The sequence below is a fragment of the Nocardiopsis oceanisediminis genome (genome assembly GCF_048595525.1).
GTDB classification, from domain to species: Bacteria; Actinomycetota; Actinomycetes; order Streptosporangiales; family Streptosporangiaceae; genus Nocardiopsis_A; species Nocardiopsis_A oceanisediminis.
This window is the reverse complement of record NZ_JAFMZJ010000001.1, coordinates 1,765,542-1,784,006: the sequence shown is the minus strand read 5'-3', so window position 1 is coordinate 1,784,006 and position 18,465 is coordinate 1,765,542. Positions and strand designations below refer to the sequence as shown.

Below are 18,465 nucleotides of genomic sequence, written 5' to 3'. Positions count from 1 at the left end.
GGGCCTGCGGCTCTCGCCGCCTGCCTGCGCGGGCGCTGACGAAGTCAACTGTAGAGTGGTCCGCCGAAAACCGGCAACCTATTTTTGACCTGCGTTTTCGTCCGGACCCGGCCGGGGTTTCCGGGAACCGCGGGCGGTCCGGGAACGTCGGGGAGCGGGGGCCGTGCGGCCGGCGTCACCCCTCGGCGGGGTCGCCGACCACCCGGATCAGCCCCTCCTGCACCACCGAGCAGACCAGGTCGCCGCCGCGGGTGTACACCAGGCCGCGGGCCAGCCCGCGGGCGCCCGAGGCGCTCGGCGTCTCCTGGGCGTAGAGCAGCCATTCGTCGGCGCGGAACGGCCGGTGGAACCACATGGCGTGGTCCAGGCTGGCCATCGAGATCCCGGCGAACGAGCGGCCGTGCCGGAGCAGCACGGTGTCCAGCAGGGTCATGTCGGAGGCGTAGGTCATCAGGCAGACGTGCAGCAGCGGGTCGTCCGGGAGCTCCCCGTCGACCTTGAGCCAGACCAGGTTCTCCGTGGTGCTCAGCGACGGGTCCCGCTCCACCTCGAAGGAGAGCGGGCCCACCGGGCGCAGCTCGATCGGGTGCCAGCCGGCGAACCGGGGCACCTTGCCGAAGGCGGCCTGCAGCCGCTCCCGCATGCCCGCGAGCTCCTCCGGACCGGGCACGGCGGGCATGGAGACCCGGTGCTCCAGGCCGGGCTCGGCCTTGTGGAACGAGGCGGACAGGGTGAAGATCGCCCGGCCGTGCTGGACCGCGGTCACCCGGCGGGTGGTGAAGGAGCGGCCGTCGCGGACCCGGTCCACCTCGTAAACGATCGGCACGGAGGGGTCGCCGGGGCGGATGAAGTAGGCGTGCAGCGAGTGCACCCGGCGCTCGGCGGGCACGGTCCGCCCCGCCGCCACCAGGGCCTGGCCGGCGACCTGGCCGCCGAAGACCCGCTGCGGGCCGTCGTCCGGGCTGGAGCCGCGGAAGATGTCGTCCTCGATCCGCTCCAGGTCGAGGATGTCGAGCAGGGCGTCGAGCGTCTGCCTGCGGGCCGGGTCGGCCGGAGGCGCGCCGCCCGGCTCGGCGGGCGGTTCGGGCGCCGCGGTCGCGGTCCGGCGGTCGTCACTCGTCATCCGGCTCCCCCACTCCGTCCGGTGCGGGGGGCTCCTCCCCCGCGCACAGGGCCAGCACGGCCTCACCGTAGCGCTCCAGCTTCACCGCGCCGACACCGGATATCCGGGAGAGCTGCGCGGTGCTGCCCGGCACGTGCTCCGCGACGGCCTGCAGGGTGGCGTCGGTGAACACCACGTAGGCGGGCACCTTCTGCGCGGCCGCGGTGGCCTTGCGCCACTCCCGGAGGCGCTCCAGCAGCTCCTCGTCGTAGTCGGCCGGGCAGGTCAGGCAGCGCGCCAGCTTCCGCTCGGCGGCCTCGGTCAGAGTGTTCCCGCAGATCCGGCAGCGCACCGTCTTCGCCGCGCGGGACCGGTCCCGGCGGCCGGCCGCCAGCGACGGGGAGGCCGGGCGCAGGCCGTCCAGGAACCGGGTGGGCTTGCGGGTCTTGCGGCCGCCCGGGGAGCGCGCCAGCGACCAGGAGGCGGACAGGTACTCGCGGGCCCGGGTGACGCCCACGTAGAACAGCCGGCGCTCCTCCTCCACCTGCTCGTCGGTCTCGGCGTAGATGATCGGCATCATGCCCTCGGTGAGGCCGACCAGGAAGACCGCGTCCCACTCCAGGCCCTTGGCCGCGTGCAGCGAGGCGAGCGTGACGCCCTCCATCTCCGGCGCGTGCTCGGTGGCGACCCGGGCGTCCAGCTCCTCGGAGAAGTCGTCCAGGGTGGCGGTGTAGGGGCGGCCGCAGGCGCAGTTCGCGCCCAGCGGCGCGTTCTGCGGCCGCTCCGCGGCGCCCCCGCCGCCGTCCAGGCCGCACTCGCCGCGGTGCCGCTCGACCGCGATGTCGTCGGCGAGCTGGGCCAGTGCCGCCAGCGACTCCCAGCGCTCCCGGGCCTGGCGCCCCTCCGGGGCGGTCGCGGTCAGCCCGAGGGGGGCGAGCAGGTGCCGGACCGTGCCGGTGATCGGGTCGGAGCCGCCGCCCTGGCGGGCGCCGCGCAGCGTGTGCACGGCCTGCTTGATCTCGGGGCGCTCGAAGAACCGGGTGGCGCCGCGGACGGTGAACGCGATCCCGGCGTCGGCCAGCGCCTGCTCGTAGGCGGCCGACTGGGAGTTGGTGCGGAACAGCACGGCGATCTCGCGGGCGGGGGTGCCGGTCTCGACCAGCGCGGCGATCCGGCGGGCCACCGAGGTGGCCTCGGCGGGCTCGTCGTCGTACTCGGTGTAGGACGGGTCGGGGCCGTCCGGCCGCTGCGCCACCAGCTCCAGGCCGGCCTCGGCGCCCCCGGCCCCCGGCCGGGCGCGGCGGAGCACCTCGTTGGCGACCCGCACCACCTGCGGGGTGGAGCGGTAGTCCCGGACCAGGCGGACCAGGGTGGCGTGCGGGTAGGCGTCGGCGAACCGGGTGAGGTAGGAGGGCGTCGCGCCGGCGAAGGAGTAGATGGTCTGGCTGGGGTCGCCGACCACGCACAGGTCGTCCCGGTCGCCGAGCCAGGCGTCCAGCAGCAGCTTCTGCAGCGGGTTGACGTCCTGGAACTCGTCGACGACGAAGTAGCGGTACTGGCTGCGGACCCGCTCGGCGATCTCCGGGCGCTCCAGCAGCATCGCGGCGGTCAGCTCCAGCATCGACTCGAAGTCGAGCAGGTTCCGCTCCCGGCGGATCTCCTCGTAGCCCTCGAAGACCCGGGCCACGTCGCCGGCCTGCATCGGCGGGGTGCGGCCCGCCTTGGCCACCGCCTTCTCGTACTCGGCCGGGCGGACCTGGGTGACCTTGGCCCATTCGATCTCCGAGGCGAGGTCGCGCAGCCCGGTGCGGTCGGCGTCGACCCCGCAGGCGTGCGCGGAGCGCGCCACGGCCTGGATCTTGCTGTCGATCAGGGTGGGCTGGGGGCCGCCGACCGCCTGCGGCCAGAAGAAGGAGAGCTGGCGCAGGGCCGCCGCGTGGAAGGTGCGGGCCTGCACCCGGGGGGCGCCCAGGGCGCGGAGCCGGCCGCGCATCTCGCCGGCCGCGCGGGTGGTGAAGGTGACCGCGAGGATCTGCTGCTCGGCCGCCACCCCCGAGGCGACCGCGTGCGCGATGCGGTGGGTGATCGCCCGGGTCTTGCCGGTTCCGGCGCCCGCGAGGATGCACACCGGCCCCCGCAGCGCGCGCGCCGCCTCCAGCTGCTCCGGGTCGAGCCCTTCCAGCACGCGGTCGGGGTCCATGCACGTCCTCCGTTTCCGATCCTGTCCTGCTGCGGCCCGGGGCCGCCTCCGGCCACACCGTGCACCGGCCCGCACACCGAGTCTCTCAAGTATCGGTGACCGGACCGCCGGGTTCGGCGTGTTCGCACCGGCCCTGTGGACGGCGGCGGCCCGTCCGGCCGGGGCCGGTACCGGCCGCGCGCACCGCCCGCACCGGGCCGGACGGCGGGAACCAGGTCGCATCCGGCGGCGTCCCACGAGGTGACGGAGGCCTCCCCGGGGAAGCTAGGAGCGGTCCGGCGCGTTGTCACTAGGCGGTGTTCTCATGGCACGCGAGCGGCGTGAGGCGTTCGCGACGGCCCGGACGACAAGGAGAGACGAGACCTGATGACCACCCCCAGCGCCGCCCCGATCACGATGTACAGCACCCCGTGGTGCGGCTTCTGCAAGCGGCTGAAGAGCCAGCTCTCGCGCGAGGGCATCGCGATCGACGAGGTCGACATCGAGCAGGACCCGGCGGCGGCCGAGTACGTGATGAAGGTCAACGGCGGGAACCAGACGGTCCCGACGGTTTTGTTCGGCGACGGGACCGCACTGACCAACCCGTCGCTCAAGCAGGTCAAGGAGAAGATCGCCGAGCTGTCGTAGGCGCCGCGCCGCCCGCACCCCGCGGGCGGCGCCGGCACCTCGGCCCGCGCCCCGCACCGGGGGCGCGCGGGGCGACGGAGAAGTAGGGGATGCACGTGGCACCACAGAGCACGATCCGAGACGGCGACGGCGGCGCACCCGCCGCGGGCAGCATCATGCGCACGCCCGGAGGGTGGCGCGTGCACGGCGGCGAGGAGCTCCCGGACCTGCTCAACGCCATGGTCCTCGCCGACCTGCTGATGGCCGAGGAGGGCGGGGTCCCCGCGCCGGGCCCGGCCCCTTCGCGCGCCCCGGAGGACGCCTCCGAGGTGGAGCGGCTGCGCGCCACGGTCGCGCAGCTGGAGCACGCCCTGCAGACGCGGGTCGTCGTGGAGCAGGCCATCGGGGTCCTCGCCGAGCGGCACAGGATCGCCCCGCGCAAGGCCTTCGAGCTGCTGCGCACGGCGGCCCGGTCGCGCGGCCGCAAGGTCGCCGACCTCTCCCGCGACACCGTCGCCAGCTGCAGCAACCCGCTCACCGCGCTCCCCGGCGAACTCGCCGGGGAGAACACCGCGGCGCAGAGCGCCCCCTCCCCCCGCGGCTGAACCGGCGGGGACCCCGCCGGCCGCGCGCGGGCGGACCGGGCTCGGACCGGCACGGGAGTCGGGGTACTCCGCGCGGCCGCGCCCCGGTCGCCGCATGCCTCCGGCGGGACGGGGCGGCGCCTGCGCGGGCCGCCCCTCCGGCCGGGGGAGGCCGGCCGGCCTTCCCCGGAGCCGCCGCGGAGCAGGGCCCCCGGGTCACCAGTCGCCGGGAAGTTCGCCGCCGTACCAGTGCTCGATGAGCAGCCGGGCGATGGAGAGCCGCCCCGGGAGCAGCACCTCGCCCGAGCCGGTCGCGGCGCGCAGCTCCTCGCGGGTGAACCAGCGCAGGTCGGCGAGTTCCTCGGTGTCGGTGCGCTCGGCCTCGCCGACGGCGTTCGCGGTGAAGCCCAGCATCAGGCTGCGCGGGAACGGCCAGGGCTGGGAGGACAGGTAGCGGGGGTCGGCCACGGCGACGCCGGCCTCCTCCGCGACCTCGCGGACCACCGCGCTCTCCAGCGACTCGCCCGGTTCGACGAAGCCCGCCAGCACCGAGTAGCGGTTCTCCGGCCAGGCCGGGCTGTGCCCGAGCAGGCACTGCTCGTCCGCCCCGGAGCCGCGGTGCACCAGCATGATGACGGCCGGGTCCATCCGCGGGAACTGCTCGGTGCCCTCCCGCTCGCAGATCCGGACGTGCCCGGCGGACTCCGCCCGGGTGGGCGAGCCGCATCCGGGGCAGAAGGCGTGCGAGGCGTTCCAGTTGGCCACCGCGACGGCGTGCACCAGCAGCCCGGAGTCGCGGGCGCCGAGCAGCGGCCCGACCTCGCGCAGCGACGCCGCCCGGCCGCGGCCGGCCTGCTCGGCGTCGCGGAACGGCTCCTGGTCCGCGTCGGCGCGGACCGCGAAGTAGGCCCGGCCGCCGTCGTCGGCGCCGAGCAGGTAGCGCTCCCCGGGCGGCGCCTCGGCGGGCGCGGTGAAGACCAGCCGCACCGCGCCGCCGTCCTCGGCGACCAGTGCCCGCGACTGCCGCGCCAGCAGGCCCTTCCAGCCGTAGGCGGTGGGGTCGCCGCCCTCCAGGACCAGCACCCGGGTGCGGGGGTCGGCCCAGGCCTTCTCCAGCCACTCCCGGTCCGTCCGCCGGTGTCCCGCCATGTCGACCGCGCTGCGGGAGAGCAGGGGCGTCGGTTCGTTCGGGGTCATCGCGCCTTCCTCGTGCCGGATGGGACGTGCCGGGCGGACGCTGGCCCGCCCGGCCGGGTCAGGCCTGCTCGGCCAGGGACTCCCAGAGGTAGGCGATGCTCTCCGCGCCCTTCAGCAGCAGCGGCACCTCCACCTTCTCGTTGGGGGCGTGGATGCGGTCGTCGTCGAGGCCGACGGCGACGAAGACGAGCGGGGCGCCGAGCGCCTCGGCCAGGTCGGCCTCGGGGCCGCTGCCGCCCTCCCGGGTGTAGAGCACGTCGGTGCCGAAGGCGCGCCGCATGGCGTCCCGGGCCGCGCGCACCGCGGGCGAGGAGAGGTCGGAGGCGCACGGGCGGACGCCGGGGCCGGCGAACTCCACTTCGGCGCGGACGCCCTCGGGGGCGGCGGAGTGCACGTAGGCCCGGACCGCCTCCTGGATGCGCAGCGGGTCCTGGTCGGGCACCAGCCGGAAGCTGACCTTGGCGTGCGCGGACTTGGGCACGATGGTCTTGCTCCCGGCGCCGGTGTGCCCGCTCCACATCCCGTTCACCTCGGCGGTGGGGCGCACCCAGATCCGCTCCAGGGTGCTGCGGCCGGCCTCGCCCGCCGCGGCGGCGGCGCCGGCGGCGCGCAGCCACTCCGCCTCGTCGAACGGGAGCCGGGCGAGCAGCGCGCGCTCCTCCTCGCCGATCTCCAGCACGTCGTCGTAGAAGCCCGGCACGGCGATGCGGCCGTCGTCGGCGTGCAGTCCGGCGAGCAGCCGGGCCATCGCGGCGGCCGGGTTGGGCACGGCGCCGCCGAAGGAGCCGCTGTGCAGGTCGCGGTCGAGGGCGTACAGGTCGATCCGGCAGTCGGTGAGGCCGCGCATGCCGACGCACATCGACGGGGTGTCCGCGGACCACATGGTGGTGTCGGAGATGACGGCGACGTCGCAGTCGAGCCGGTCGCGGCGGTTCTTCAGCAGCTCGGCGAAGTTCGGCGACCCGGACTCCTCCTCCCCCTCCACCAGCAGCTTCAGGGTGACCGGCGGGGCGTCGGCGCCGGAGGCGGCCAGGCCGGCGCGGACCCCCAGCAGGTGGAAGAGGACCTGCCCCTTGTCGTCGGAGGCGCCCCGGCCGACCAGCCGGTCGCCGCGCTCGACCGGGTCGAACGGGTCGGTCTCCCATTCCTCGACCGGGTCGGCCGGCTGCACGTCGTGGTGGCCGTAGACGAGGACGGTGGGCGCCTGCGGATCCCGCGCGGGCCACTCGGCGAAGACCGCCGGCATCCCGCCGGTCTCCCACACCTCGACGGCGGGGAAGCCCGCCGCGGAGAGGCGGCCCGCCAGCCACTCGGCGGAGCGGCGCACGTCGGGGTGGCGCTCCGGGTCGGCCGAGACCGACGGGATCGCCAGCCATTCCTTCAGCTCGGCGACGAACTCGTCCCGGTGGTCTTCGATGTAGGTACGCACGTCCATGAGCGGCGGCACCGTTGCCCTTCCGTTTCCGACTCCGGCCTTGTGGGCCGGTAACGAGCCTAATGCTCCCCGGGAACCGGGATGCCCGGTGGTCGGACGTCCCCATGGCGGCCCTCCCCGCCGACCGCGGGCGGGGCGGGGCCGGGCCCCCGGCGCTCCCGCACCCCGCCTCCGGTCCCGGCCCCCACCGCACCTCCTCCCGCCGCTCCGAACGGCTCCCGCAAGGCATGCGGACCACCGCGTACTCCGGGCAGGGCCGCGCCTCACTCGGAGCGGCATCCCCGCGAGCCGGCCGGACGGCCCGGCAGGGAGGGCACGCCCACCCCGCGTCCTCGGCCTTCCTTCTCGACAACCCCGCACCGAGGGCGAGACCGCCCCGGACGACCTGCTCCCGCCCCTTTCCGCCGCTTCGAACCGGGGAGGCGCCTCCACCGGCCGGGCGGCCCGGCGGTGTCCTGGGAGGCGGAGCGGGCACGGCGCCGGGCCGGGGCGGGACGCCCGATCGCGGAGGCTCGCGGGGGCGCAGGCCGGGGCCTTCCGGGTCACTCCCCGGTCGTAGGGCGGGTCCCTCCGCGGCGGGATGGCCGGGCGGTCGACCGGCCAATACGGTTGGGGTCCGTCGGGGGAGCGGCGGCAGCACGGGAGGGCCATGGCCACGGAGACACCCGGTCCGGCGGGCGGCGGGGCGGGACCGCAGGAGGCCGAGCCGCGCGGCGGGGGCACCGCGCGGCCGGGGCGGCTGCTGTACGCCCTGCTCTGGCAGGCGCCCTCGGAGCTGCCCCGGCTGCTGCCCGCGCCGCCGGAGCGCCCGGTCCCCCCGCCGCTGCTGGGCGGGGTGTTCGCCGAGTCCGCCGCGCGCACCGGGCGGCCGGTGGGGCGGGTGCGCGTACTGGCCGCGCTCACCGTCCTCCCGCTGCTGCTCTACCCGGTGCTGTGGGCGGTGCACGCCGCGGGCCGCCCCTCGGCGACCGGGCGGGCCGCCGCCGGCCGGATGCTGGTCCTCTCCGCCGCCGCCCTGCTCACCGGGGCGGACGCCGCCACCGAGCTGTCCGCCTCGGGGTCCGTCCTGGTGCACGGGTTCCCTCCGCCGGACGGGCTCCCTCCCGCCGCGGCGATCCCGCTCGGCGCCTCCGTGGGGCTGCCGCTGCTCCTGCTGGCGAGCTCCCCGCTGCTGGCCTGGCGGCTGATGACCGCGGCGGTGGTGGCGGCCTCGCTGGTACCGAGCGGCGACGGCCCCAACGACACCGTCGTGCTGGGCACCGCGATGCCCGGCTACCTCGTGGTGCTGTTCGTGGTGGCGAGCCAGTACCGGGTGCCGGTGACGGCCGGGGTCGGGGCGGTGACCTCCGGGCTGCTCATCCTGGCCACGGCCTTCCCCTACACGAACTGGGTGCTGCTGACGCTGGCCCTGGCGCTGGCCGCGCTGTTCGCCGGGGACAACCTGCGCACCCGGCGCGAGGAGGAGGGGCGCGGTCTGCAGCTGCCGGGCCGGCCCCCGCGGGCGCGGCCGCACGGATCGCCGCTGTCCCCGGTGGACGGCGTGGTCGACGCCGCCTGGCGGGAGCGGACGGCCCGGCCCGGCGGCCCCGTCCGGCTCCTGCGCGGCCTGCGCAGGCCGCGCCGGACCCGGCTGCTCGGCGGGGTCTGCGCCGCCCTGGCCGGCGATTCCCGGCGGCTCCGGGTCGGGCTGCGGCTGGCCGCCGTCCTGCTGCTGCCCGGGACGGTGCTGCCGGCCTACCCGGTGCTGTGGCTGCTGCTGCCCTCGGAGGGCGACCCGCCGCCGCGCACCCTGGAGGAGGACCCGGACCCGCGGGTGACCGGGCGGGAGTGGACCGCCTGGGCGCTGCTGGCGGTGGTCTCCGGGCTCGCCGCGCTGGGCGCCGGCGGGCAGCTGTACGGCTTCCACGGGCTGGGGGCGCCGCTCGCCGCGGTGCTGGGCGCGCTCTGCGCCCTGCCGCTGCTGCTGGTCCCGGTCGCCCCGCTGCTGGGCTGGCGGATCGCGGCCGGCGGGCTCGCCCTGACCGTGCTCCTGGTCGGCTCGGACGGGTCGGCCCCCAACGACCTGTGGCCGTGGCCCGCGGCGGGCCTCCTCGTGATGGCGGTGCTGCTGTACGCGGTGGCGGCCGCGCACCCGGGCCGAGTGGCGGGCGGCGCGGCCGCGATCACCGTGGCCCTCTGCTTCGCCCCCGCACCGGCGGTGGCCGCCACCCCGTTCGGCCAGCCGCTGTGGATCTCCGCGGTCGCGGTGGGCGTCACCGTGCTCGGCGCCAGCGTGCGCGGCCGCCGCTCGGCCCAGCGCGAGCTGGCCCGGGAGAGCGAGCTGCGCCGCCGCGACCAGGAGCGCAAGGCCGCGGCCGAGGAGCGCTCCCGGATCGCCCGCGAACTGCACGACGTGGTCTCGCACCACATGTCGATGATCGCGATCCAGGCGGAGGCGGCGCCCTACAAGTACCCGGACCTCCCGCCGGGGGCCGTGGAGACGTTCGACGCCGTCCGGGACGCGGCCCGCGGCGCGCTGTCCGAGATGCGCCGGGTGGTGGGGCTCCTGCGCGAGCAGGGCGAGGAGGCCGAGCGCGCCCCGCAGCCGGGGCTGGAGCGCCTGGCCGACCTGGTGGACGGCGCCCGGCAGGCGGGCATGCGGGTGGACCTGGAGGACCGGTCCGCGGAGGCGGCGGCGCCGGACGCGGTGGGGCGGTCGGCCTACCGGATCGTGCAGGAGGCACTGAGCAACGCCGCCCGGCACGCCCACGGCGCCCCGGTCCGGGTCCGGCTCGCCCCGGAGGGCGGTGCGCTGGAGGTGTGCGTCTCCAACGGCCCGGCCCCGGACTCCGGGCCCTCGCCGCGCGCCGAGGAGGACGGCCGCCCGGACGGGCACGGCCTGATCGGCATGCGGGAGCGCGCGGCGGTCCTGGGCGGAACCCTGGAGGCCGGCCCCCGGCCCGGGGGCGGCTTCCGGGTCCGCGCGCTCCTCCCGCTCACCGACCGGGGACCGGGACCGGCGGGGTGACCCCGGGCCGACCCGGCCACATCGGCGGGCAGGCCCCTCCCCGGCCGGAAGGGCGGACCTCCCGCGCTGCTCCGCCGGCCCGCGCAGGACGCCCCACCGGGCGGTGCGCGGCGCCGCCCGGCCCGCGGTCGGCGGCCCCCGGGCCGGGCGGGAGGCCCTGCGACAGGCCGGTTCCGGGCAGTAGGGTGGCCTGGTGCCGATCACCGTGATAGTCGCCGACGACCAGGCCATGGTGCGCGACGGCATCGCCACGCTCCTCGGGGCCGCGGAGGACATCGACGTCGTCGCGCAGGCCCGGGACGGGAGCGAGGCGGTGCGGCTCACCGCCGAGCACCGCCCTGACGTCGTCGTGATGGACGTCCGGATGCCGGTCATGGACGGCCTGGAGGCGACCCGGGAGATCACCGCGCCCGCCGGCGGGGCCCCGGCCGGGGACGGCGCCGACGGCCCCCGGGTCCTCGTGCTGACCACCTTCGACCTGGACGAGTACGTCTACGAGGCGCTGGGCGCCGGGGCCAGCGGGTTCCTGCTCAAGGACGCCCCGGTCGACGACCTGCGCGCCGCGGTCCGCACCGTGGCCCGGGGCGACGCGCTGCTCGCCCCCTCGGTCACCAAGCGGCTCATCGCCGACATCGCGGCCCGCCGCCGCGACCGGGTGCACGCCCGCCCCGAGGCCTACGCCGACCTCACCCCGCGCGAGGCCGACGTGCTGCGGCTGGTGGCCCGCGGCCTGTCCAACGCCGAGATCGCCGGGGAGCTGGTCGTCTCGGAGCAGACGGTCAAGACCCACGTCGGCCGGATCCTGATGAAACTCGACCTGCGCGACCGCACCCAGGCCGTGGTCTTCGCCTACGAGAACGGCGTCGTCTGACCCGGACCGGCGCCCTCCCGGCCGCGACCGCGTCCCGGGAGCGCCCGGCGCCGAGCGTGGGCCGCCCGGCCTCCTCCGGCCCGCGCGGCTCCCACTCCGACCGCGCGGTTCCCCCCGGCCCCGTCGGCCGGTCCGGCGCCTCCGCAGGCCGACCGGTCGATTTCGGGAAGGCGGGGCAGAGGTGCCCCGCCCCTCCGGCGGAGCGCCCCGGCGGAGGTCTCCGCTCTGCCGTCCCGTCCCCCTCGAACCGCCCGGCCGGCCTGCAGAGATCCCGGGTCGGGCGAGACACCGGGCGGTGATCCGCGGTTCCTCGGCCACCCGAGCGAACACGGCCTCCGAGGCCGCACCCCGGCCCTCTGCGCCGCCGCCGTGTGCCGGTCCCCGGAGCGAGTGAGGCACCGGGTGAAGGTGCCCGGGCGGAGTGGGAACCGCACGGCTCGAACGGCCCCGGACACCCGCCCGGGCGGACGGGCCCGCACCGGCGGCGGTGACGGCGGCATGTACGGCGGTACCGCGCCGGGCCGGTGGAACGGCCGCCCTCTCCCCGCCCCTCCGCCCCGCCCTTCGCGGACGCCCCTCCGGGGGCGCGCGGCACCGCCCCGCCCGGTCTCCGGGCCGAGGGCGGGCGCCCGGGGAGCCGCACCCCTGGCGCGCCGGAGTCCCCCCGCAGAGGCACGTCCGGGTTCACCTTCCGGGGTGACGACCGGGTACGAGCGGGCTCCGTAGCTTCTCGGAGCATGCTCGAACGCGCCCTCGTCCTGCTCCTCGCCCTGACCGTCGCCGCCGCCGGACTCGCCGCCGGGTGGTGGTCGCCCGCGGCCGAGGCCCGGGAGGCCGCCGAACCGCTGCGCTACGCGCCGGTCCGGGAGGCCGGCTCCGGTCGGACGCTGCTCGCCGACGACCCGGGGACCGGGCGGATCGTCGAGGTCATCGGCGACCTGGACGGCGCCGAGGACGTCGCCGTGGTCGTTCCCGGAACCGGGCAGAACCGGGGGAACTTCCGTATCAGCGACCGGGACGCCGGAACCGTGCCGGTGCACAACGGGGAGGCGCTCTACGCGGAGATGCGCGAGCGCTCCGACCGGGTCGCCGTCGTCGTCTGGCTGGGCTACCGGCCGCCGCAGGGCCTGAACGCCGCCGCCTACCGGCTGGACTCCGCGCACGAGGGCGCCGACGAGCTGGCCCGGCTCACCCGCGACGCGCTGCCCGGCGGCGCACACACCACCTTCGCCTGCCACAGCTACGGGGCGGCGGTGTGCGGCCTGGCCGCACGGCGCCCCGGGGTCGCCGACGACGTCGTCGCGCTGGGCGCACCGGGGATGGGCGTCGATTCCGCCTCGGAGGTCGACGCGCGGGTCTGGGCCACCCGGGCCGGCGACGACTGGATCCGCTTCGTTCCCGGCCTGCGCCTGGGCGGCTTCGGCCTGGGCACCGACCCGGTGTCCGACGGCTTCGGCGCGGCCGTCTTCACCGACGACCGGATCAGCGGGCATGAACAGTACTACGAGGAGGGCAGCGCGTCCCTGTCCGCCCTCGCCGACATCGCCGTGCACGGCGCCCCGGCGCGCCCTGCCGCGGCCCCGGCCTCCTGAGCGGCCGGACCTGAAAGGCCGACCCATGTTCCGACCCGCCTCGTCCCCCGGACGGCACCCCGCCCCGGCGGCGACCGCCCCGCCCCCTGCCGCCCCGGTACGGCACGCTCGCCTCTCCGCACACCACCGCACCCCGCGGGAGGAGGCCCCCGCCCGCCCCTCCGCCGCCTCCCTCGACGGAAGCCCTCCGCCCGCCGGCGGCCGGCGCGGAGCGGCGGACCACCGAGCGGCGCCGCCCTCGCGCGAGGAGGGACGGGCGCACCGCCCGGCGGGACCGTCCCACGGGCTCCGGGGCCCGGCGAATCGGCGTCCGGGGGAGCGCCGGGAGCGCCTCCCCGTGCACCCGGCAGAACCTCCTATCGCCGTTCTGACCTGCAGTGGGCACACCACCGCCGCTGGTGCCCGCCGCACCGGGCCGACGGGGAGCGCCCCCGAGGCCCGGGAGACGGCGTTCCGCCGGCCGTCCCGGCGCGCGGGGGCGGCGCCGCGGGGGTGGTCGGGGTGACCGTCGTGCCCGCGAAGGGGACCGGGGGCCTGGGGCTGATCGGTGTGGCCGCGCGGCTGCTGGACGCGGCGACCCCGCCCGAGCGCGAGCGGGCCGTCGACGGGCTGCGGGCGGCGGCGATCTGCGGGGTGGTGCTCGGGCACTGGCTGGTGACGGCCACCGTGCTGTGGGGCGACGGCGGGCTGCGCGTCTCCAGCCCGCTGCGGGCGCTGCCCGAACTCGCCGCCGCGACCTGGCTGTTCCAGGCGCTGACCCTGTTCTTCCTGGTCGGCGGGTACGTATCCGCCCGCGGCCTGGAGCGCTCCCGGGCCCGGGGCGACGGCGACCGGGCGTGGCTGCGCGCCCGGCTGCTCCGCCTGGGCCGCCCGGTGCTGGCCCTGGCCGCGGTGTGGGGCGCCGCCGCCCCGGCCCTGCTCGCCGCCGGGGTGCCCGAGGCGAGCGTGCGCAGCGCGCTGCTGCTCGTGCTGCAGCCGCTCTGGTTCATCGGCGTGTACGCGGCCGCGACCGCGCTCTCCCCCTGGCTGCTGGCCGCGGAGCGGCGGGCGGGCCCCGCCGCCGCCCTGGCGGCCCTGCTGCTCACCGCCGGGGTGGACCTGCTGCGCTTCGGCCCGTGGGGCGGGCAGGTGCCCGAGTGGGCCGGGTTCGCCAACCTGCTGCCCGCCTGGTTCTTCGGCTACCTGCTGGGGATCTCCTGGGCGCGGGGGCGGCTGCGGCGGCCGCTCGCCGCCGCCCTGCTGGCCGGCGGCGCGGTGCTGCTCGCGGTGCTGGTCACCCGGCTCGGGTACCCGGTGAGCGCGGTGGGGGTGCCGGGGATGGAGCGGAGCAACTCCAACCCGCCCTCGCTGTTCGTGCCGGCGCTGGGCGCGGTGCAGGCCGGGGCCGCCGTGCTGCTGGCCGGCCCGCTGGAGCGGCTGCTCCACCGCCCCGTCGCCTGGGCGTGCGCGGTCTGGCCCAACCTGAACGCGCTCACCGTGTTCTGCTGGCACCAGACCGCCCTGCTCGCGGTGGCGCTGCCCGCCTCCGCGCTCCCGGTGCCGCTGCCCGGCCTGACCTCGGCCCCGGACGGCGCGGCCTGGCTCGGCGCCCGGCTGCTCTGGCTCCCGGTGCTCGCCGCGGTACTGGCGGCGCTGTGCGCGGCGCTCCGCCGCTTCGAACCGCCCTGGACCGGCCTTCCGGCCGCCCTCCCGGCGCGCATCGCCGCCGTCCTGGCCGCCGCGGCCTGCGTCGGCACCGCCGCGGTGCTGCTCTGATCCGCCTCCCGGACACCGGCTCCGCCCGCCCGGGGCGGGGCCGGACGGTCCCGGAGGCCGCTTCCGGGTGCGCGACCGCCGCCCGGTGGCCGATCGGGGGCGGGTCCGGCGCGGCACCCGCTCGTCGGCGGCGCCGCGCCGCCGGAGGCGGGCCGGGCGGGCGGCCGCTCTCGCATCGGATCGGGCCCCGGAGCGGGCGGGGCGGCGGTGCGCGGGAGGGGATCCGGCTCCCGGCTCCGGGGCCCGCCGCCCCGGACAGGGCCGCGCTCGCCGGCCGCGGCGGGCCGATCCGCCGGGACGCCCAGGGACGGCAGGCGGCGGGGGGGAGCGGTCTCCGCCCTCTCCTCCCCCCGCACGGCGGCCGCGTACCGCCGGGCGGGCGCCCGCGCCCCGAGCGGCGCGACCGGCCCGGGGAGGCGGGATGTCCCGGCCGGTACCGCGGGGGCGGGCGGGTACGGGCCGCACCGCCCCGCCCGGCCGGCCCCGACCCGCGAGCAGGGGTTCCCGGGCCGGGGCCGCGGGCGCGGGGCGGAGGGGCGGAGTCCCGGCCGGGTCACCGCCCTCCGGGGCGCTCCGGTTCGGGGACGCGGTCCAGGAGGGCCGCCAGGCCCGCCTCGTCCAGGAGGTCGGCGGGGCGGACGGTGATGTCGGCGCGGACGTAGTGGAAGGCGGCGCCGACCCGGTCGAGGGGCACCCCGGTGAGGTCGGCCCAGGCGACGCGGTACGCGGCGAGCTGCACCGCCACCGCGTCGCGCTCCCGGGCGCCGCGCGGCGGGCGGCCGGTCTTCCAGTCCACCACGTCGTAGCGGTCCGCGGCCGGGTCGTGGAAGACCGCGTCCATCCGGCCGCGCACCAGCCGGTCGCCGATGACCGTCTCGAACGGCACCTCCACGTCCAGCGGGACGCGCGGCCCCCACTCGCTCGCCTCGAAGAGCCGACGCAGCTCGTCCAGGTCCTCGTCGCCGCCGGCGCCGTCGTCCGCGGCGCCCGGCAGCTCATCCGGGCCGAGCAGGCTCTCCTGGCCGTGCCTGCGCTCCAGCCAGCCGTGGAACGCGGTGCCCCGCCGGGTGTGCGGCGCGGGCGGGCGCGGCATCGGGCGGCGGATCCGCTGCGCCAGGGCGGCCGGGTCGCGGGCCAGGGTGACCAGGGAGGAGACCGTCAGGTGCTCGGGCAGCTCCACCTCGGCCGGACCGCCGGAGCGCTCACCGGCGGCGTCCCGGTGCGCGAGCAGCAGCTCGACGTCGCGCGCCCAGCCGTCCAGCCGGCGGCGCATCGACGCCGGCACCGACGCCCGCTCCAGGGTCTCCAGCCAGCGCCCGCCGTCCTCGCGGGCCTGCTCGACCAGGGCCGCGCCGGCGGCGATCTCCCGGTGCCGCTCGGCCGCCGCCCCGGTCTCCTCCTCCGGCGGCAGCGGCCAGTCGACCGGCTCCTCCCCGGAGGTCTGCGGGTTCTCCTCGCCCTCGCCGGGCGGCGGCGCCCAGACCGCCACCCGGCCGCCTCCGGCCTCGCAGGCCTCGCGCACCTCCTCCAGGAACGGGGAGGGGCCGCGCCGGGTGGCGCTGTCCCTGCCCCACCAGTGCCCGGTGCAGAGCAGCGCGTAGGAGGCCCGGGTGACGGCGACGTAGGCGAGCCGCCGCTCCTCCATCAGGTGCCGGGCCTTGTCCGCGGCGAGGAAGTCCTTGACCCCGTCCTTGTCGACGTCGTCCAGCCGGGGCAGGCCGGCGGCGTCGCCGCGGAGCGGGAACGGCAGCTGGTGGGCGTGGCGCACCCACGACCCGGCGTCCCGCGGGCTGGTCGGGAAGACCGAGGAGCGCCCGCCGTCCCCGGACAGCCCCGGGACCACCACCAGCGGCCACTCCAGGCCCTTGGCGGCGTGCACGGTCATCAGCTTGACCGTGTCGGTGGAGCCGACCCGCTCGCCGGGGGCGAGCCCGCGCTCGGCGTCCTCGGCCGAGCGCAGGTAGGTGAGGAACGCCGCCAGGGTGGGGTCGTCGGTGCTGCCGGCGAAGCGGACCGCGGCGTCGGTGAAGGCGTCCAGGTCGGCGCGGGCGGCGAGCGGGTCGCGGCCGGGCCGGGCGGCCACCTCGATGTCGAGCCCCAGCACCCGCTCGGTCTCGGCGATCAGGTCGGGCAGCGGCTGGCCGGCGAGCTTGCGCAGGCCGCGCAGGTCGGCGGCGAGCATCGCCAGCCGCTCGTAGCCCGCCCCGGAGTACCGCTCGGCGGGCCCCAGGTCGTCCAGGGCGTCGACCAGGCTGCCGCTCTCCGCGGTCAGGTCGAGCACGGTGCTGCGCAGCAGGTCCTCGCTGTCGCCGGGGGCGCCGTCCGCACCGGGATCCGCGGCGCCCTCGGCCGCTTCGGCGCCCTGGCCGACCAGGTCGCGGCGGGACTCGCGGACCAGTTCGGAGGCGCGCTCGCCGAGCGCCACCAGGTCGCGCGGGCCGAGCCGGAGCCGCGGCCCGGTGAGCAGCCGGGCCAGCTCGTTGCCGGCCGCCGGGTCGTGCACCACGCGCAGCGCGGCGATGACGTCGCGCACCTCGGGCACGGTCATCAGGCCGCCGATGCCGACCACCTCGACCGGGATGCCGCGCGCCTCCAGCGCCTCGCGCATCGCGGAGAACTGGGCGCGCTTGCGGCAGAGCACCGCCACCCCGCCCGGGGTGAGCGGGCCATCCTCCCCGGCGGGGCGGACCAGGCCGTCGGGGGCGAGGTCCTCGCGCTGGTCCAGGGCGGCGTGCACGGTGCGGGCGATCCACTCGGCCTCTTCGGTCTCGGTGCTCAGCAGCGCGCAGCCGACCGCGCCGCGCCCGCGCCGGTCCGGCCCCGGGTGCAGCACCGGCACCTCGGCCCGGCCGCCGGCCGGCTCCCGGTCCCCGTCCCCGCCGGTGCGCAGCGGTTCGGAGATCCGGGTGGCGACGTCCAGGATCCGCTCGCCGTTGCGGAAGCTGGTGGAGAGCGCGTGCAGCGGCGCGGGCCGGCCGGGGGCCTCGGGGAAGTCGGTGGGGAAGGCGGTGAGGCCGCCGGCGCTGGCGCCGCGCCAGCCGTAGATCGACTGGCAGGGGTCGCCGACCGCGGTGACCGGGTGGCCGCCGCCGAACAGCTCGCGCAGCAGGGTGAGCTGGGCGTGGCTGGTGTCCTGGTACTCGTCGAGCAGGACCGCCCGGTAGCGGCTGCGCTCGGTCATGCCGACCTCGGGGTGGCGGGAGGCGATCCGCGCGGCCAGCGCCACCTGGTCGCCGAAGTCCATCACCTCGCGCGCGGCCTTGGCCGCGATGTACCGCTCCACCAGCGGCAGCAGCTGCTCGCGCATGCGCTGCGCGCCGACCAGCCGCCCGGTGGTGTCCTTGGTCTTCCGCTTGGCGGGCAGGGCGGCGGCGCGGTCGTCGATCCAGCGGCCGACGCCGCGCACGTCCTCGGGGGTGCGCAGGTGGTCCGAGAGGTCGCCGGCGAGCGCCAGGACCCGCTCGACCACGGTCTGCGGGCCGAGGTCGACCGCGTCCATCGGGCCGTCGTAGGTCTCCACGATGTGCGCGGCGAGCTGCCAGGACTGCCCCTGGCTGAGCAGCCGGGTGCCCGGCTCGATCGCCTCGCGCAGGGCGTGGTCGCCGACCAGCCGCGCGGCGTAGGAGTTGTAGGTGGAGACCTCCGGCTCGCCGTCGAGGACCTCGGCGGGGACCTGCTCGGTGCCGCGCAGCTGGCCCAGCCGGGTGCGCACCCGCTCGCCGAGCTCCGCGACGGCCTTGCGGGTGAAGGTCAGGCCGAGCACCTGCTCGGGGCGGACGAAGCCGTTGGCGACCAGCCACACCACCCGGCCGGCCATGGTCTCGCTCTTGCCCGACCCGGCGCCCGCCACGACCACCGAGGGCCCCAGCGGCGCCGCGATCACCCGCGCCTGCTCGGGGGTGGGCTCCGGGCGGCCCAGCATCCGGGCGATCTCGGCGGGCGTGAGCACCCGCCGGGGGCGCGCCCCGCCCTCGGTCCCCCACGCGGCCCGATCGGTCACCTGCTCCTCCTTCTTCTTCGCTCCTCCGCACCGCCCGCTCCCCGCTCTCCGGGCCGTTCGCCCGGCGCCCGCCGGGGATCCGGGCGCTCCCCCGGTCCGGCCGCACCGCGCCTCCC

The 18,465-nt window shown here is 77.8% G+C and carries 11 protein-coding genes; 6 read left to right on the top strand and 5 right to left on the bottom strand.

Annotated elements, in window-relative coordinates:
• Positions 1 to 175 precede the first annotated feature (175 nt).
• Together tesB and J0910_RS08015 are read right to left on the bottom strand one after the other, a co-directional pair.
• Positions 176 to 1,123 carry an acyl-CoA thioesterase II gene (gene tesB / locus J0910_RS08020; RefSeq protein WP_420157891.1) on the bottom strand — a complete coding sequence of 316 codons (948 nt, stop codon included), beginning with the start codon at positions 1,121 to 1,123 and terminating at the stop codon, positions 176 to 178.
• Complete coding sequence (locus J0910_RS08015; protein WP_420157890.1) at positions 1,113 to 3,302, bottom strand: ATP-dependent DNA helicase UvrD2; 2,190 nt, start codon at positions 3,300 to 3,302, stop codon at positions 1,113 to 1,115. The genes tesB and J0910_RS08015 overlap by 11 nt, the downstream gene beginning before the upstream one ends.
• A gap of 366 nt (positions 3,303 to 3,668) precedes the next feature.
• Between J0910_RS08015 and J0910_RS08010 the strand changes: the two genes are divergently transcribed.
• Positions 3,669 to 3,929 carry a mycoredoxin gene (locus tag J0910_RS08010; RefSeq protein WP_420157889.1) on the top strand — a complete coding sequence of 87 codons (261 nt, stop codon included), beginning with the start codon at positions 3,669 to 3,671 and terminating at the stop codon, positions 3,927 to 3,929.
• 89 nt (positions 3,930 to 4,018) lie between these two features.
• A complete protein-coding gene (locus tag J0910_RS08005; protein WP_420157888.1) occupies positions 4,019 to 4,513 on the top strand; it encodes an ANTAR domain-containing protein in 495 nt (164 codons plus the stop codon).
• A gap of 195 nt (positions 4,514 to 4,708) precedes the next feature.
• Here the strand turns inward: J0910_RS08005 and nudC are convergent, their stop codons facing one another.
• Positions 4,709 to 5,689: an NAD(+) diphosphatase gene (gene nudC, locus J0910_RS08000; RefSeq protein ID WP_420157887.1), complete on the bottom strand. Its 981-nt coding sequence runs from the start codon at positions 5,687 to 5,689 to the stop codon at positions 4,709 to 4,711.
• Between the two features lie 58 nt (positions 5,690 to 5,747).
• Positions 5,748 to 7,124 (bottom strand): dipeptidase, encoded by a 1,377-nt coding sequence (locus J0910_RS07995; protein ID WP_420157886.1) that lies wholly within the window; start codon positions 7,122 to 7,124, stop codon positions 5,748 to 5,750.
• 649 nt (positions 7,125 to 7,773) lie between these two features.
• Here J0910_RS07995 and J0910_RS07990 point away from each other — a divergent pair.
• From J0910_RS07990 to J0910_RS07975, 4 genes are all read left to right on the top strand, one after another.
• The gene (locus J0910_RS07990; protein WP_420157885.1) at positions 7,774 to 10,131 is read left to right on the top strand and encodes an ATP-binding protein; all 2,358 of its coding nucleotides are present in this window, start codon (positions 7,774 to 7,776) and stop codon (positions 10,129 to 10,131) included.
• A gap of 193 nt (positions 10,132 to 10,324) precedes the next feature.
• A complete protein-coding gene (locus J0910_RS07985; protein ID WP_420157884.1) occupies positions 10,325 to 11,002 on the top strand; it encodes a response regulator in 678 nt (225 codons plus the stop codon).
• 737 nt (positions 11,003 to 11,739) lie between these two features.
• Positions 11,740 to 12,594, top strand: coding sequence for an alpha/beta hydrolase (locus tag J0910_RS07980; protein WP_420157883.1), 855 nt, complete (start codon positions 11,740 to 11,742; stop codon positions 12,592 to 12,594).
• Positions 12,595 to 13,095: 501 nt separating this feature from the next.
• Positions 13,096 to 14,349, top strand: a complete 1,254-nt coding sequence (locus J0910_RS07975) for an acyltransferase family protein (RefSeq protein ID WP_420157882.1) — start codon at positions 13,096 to 13,098, stop codon at positions 14,347 to 14,349.
• A 553-nt stretch (positions 14,350 to 14,902) separates the two neighbouring features.
• Here the strand turns inward: J0910_RS07975 and J0910_RS07970 are convergent.
• On the bottom strand, positions 14,903 to 18,271 hold the full coding sequence (locus J0910_RS07970) for a UvrD-helicase domain-containing protein (RefSeq protein ID WP_420161918.1): 3,369 nt from the start codon (positions 18,269 to 18,271) through the stop codon (positions 14,903 to 14,905).
• Between the last annotated feature and the right edge of the window lie 194 nt (positions 18,272 to 18,465).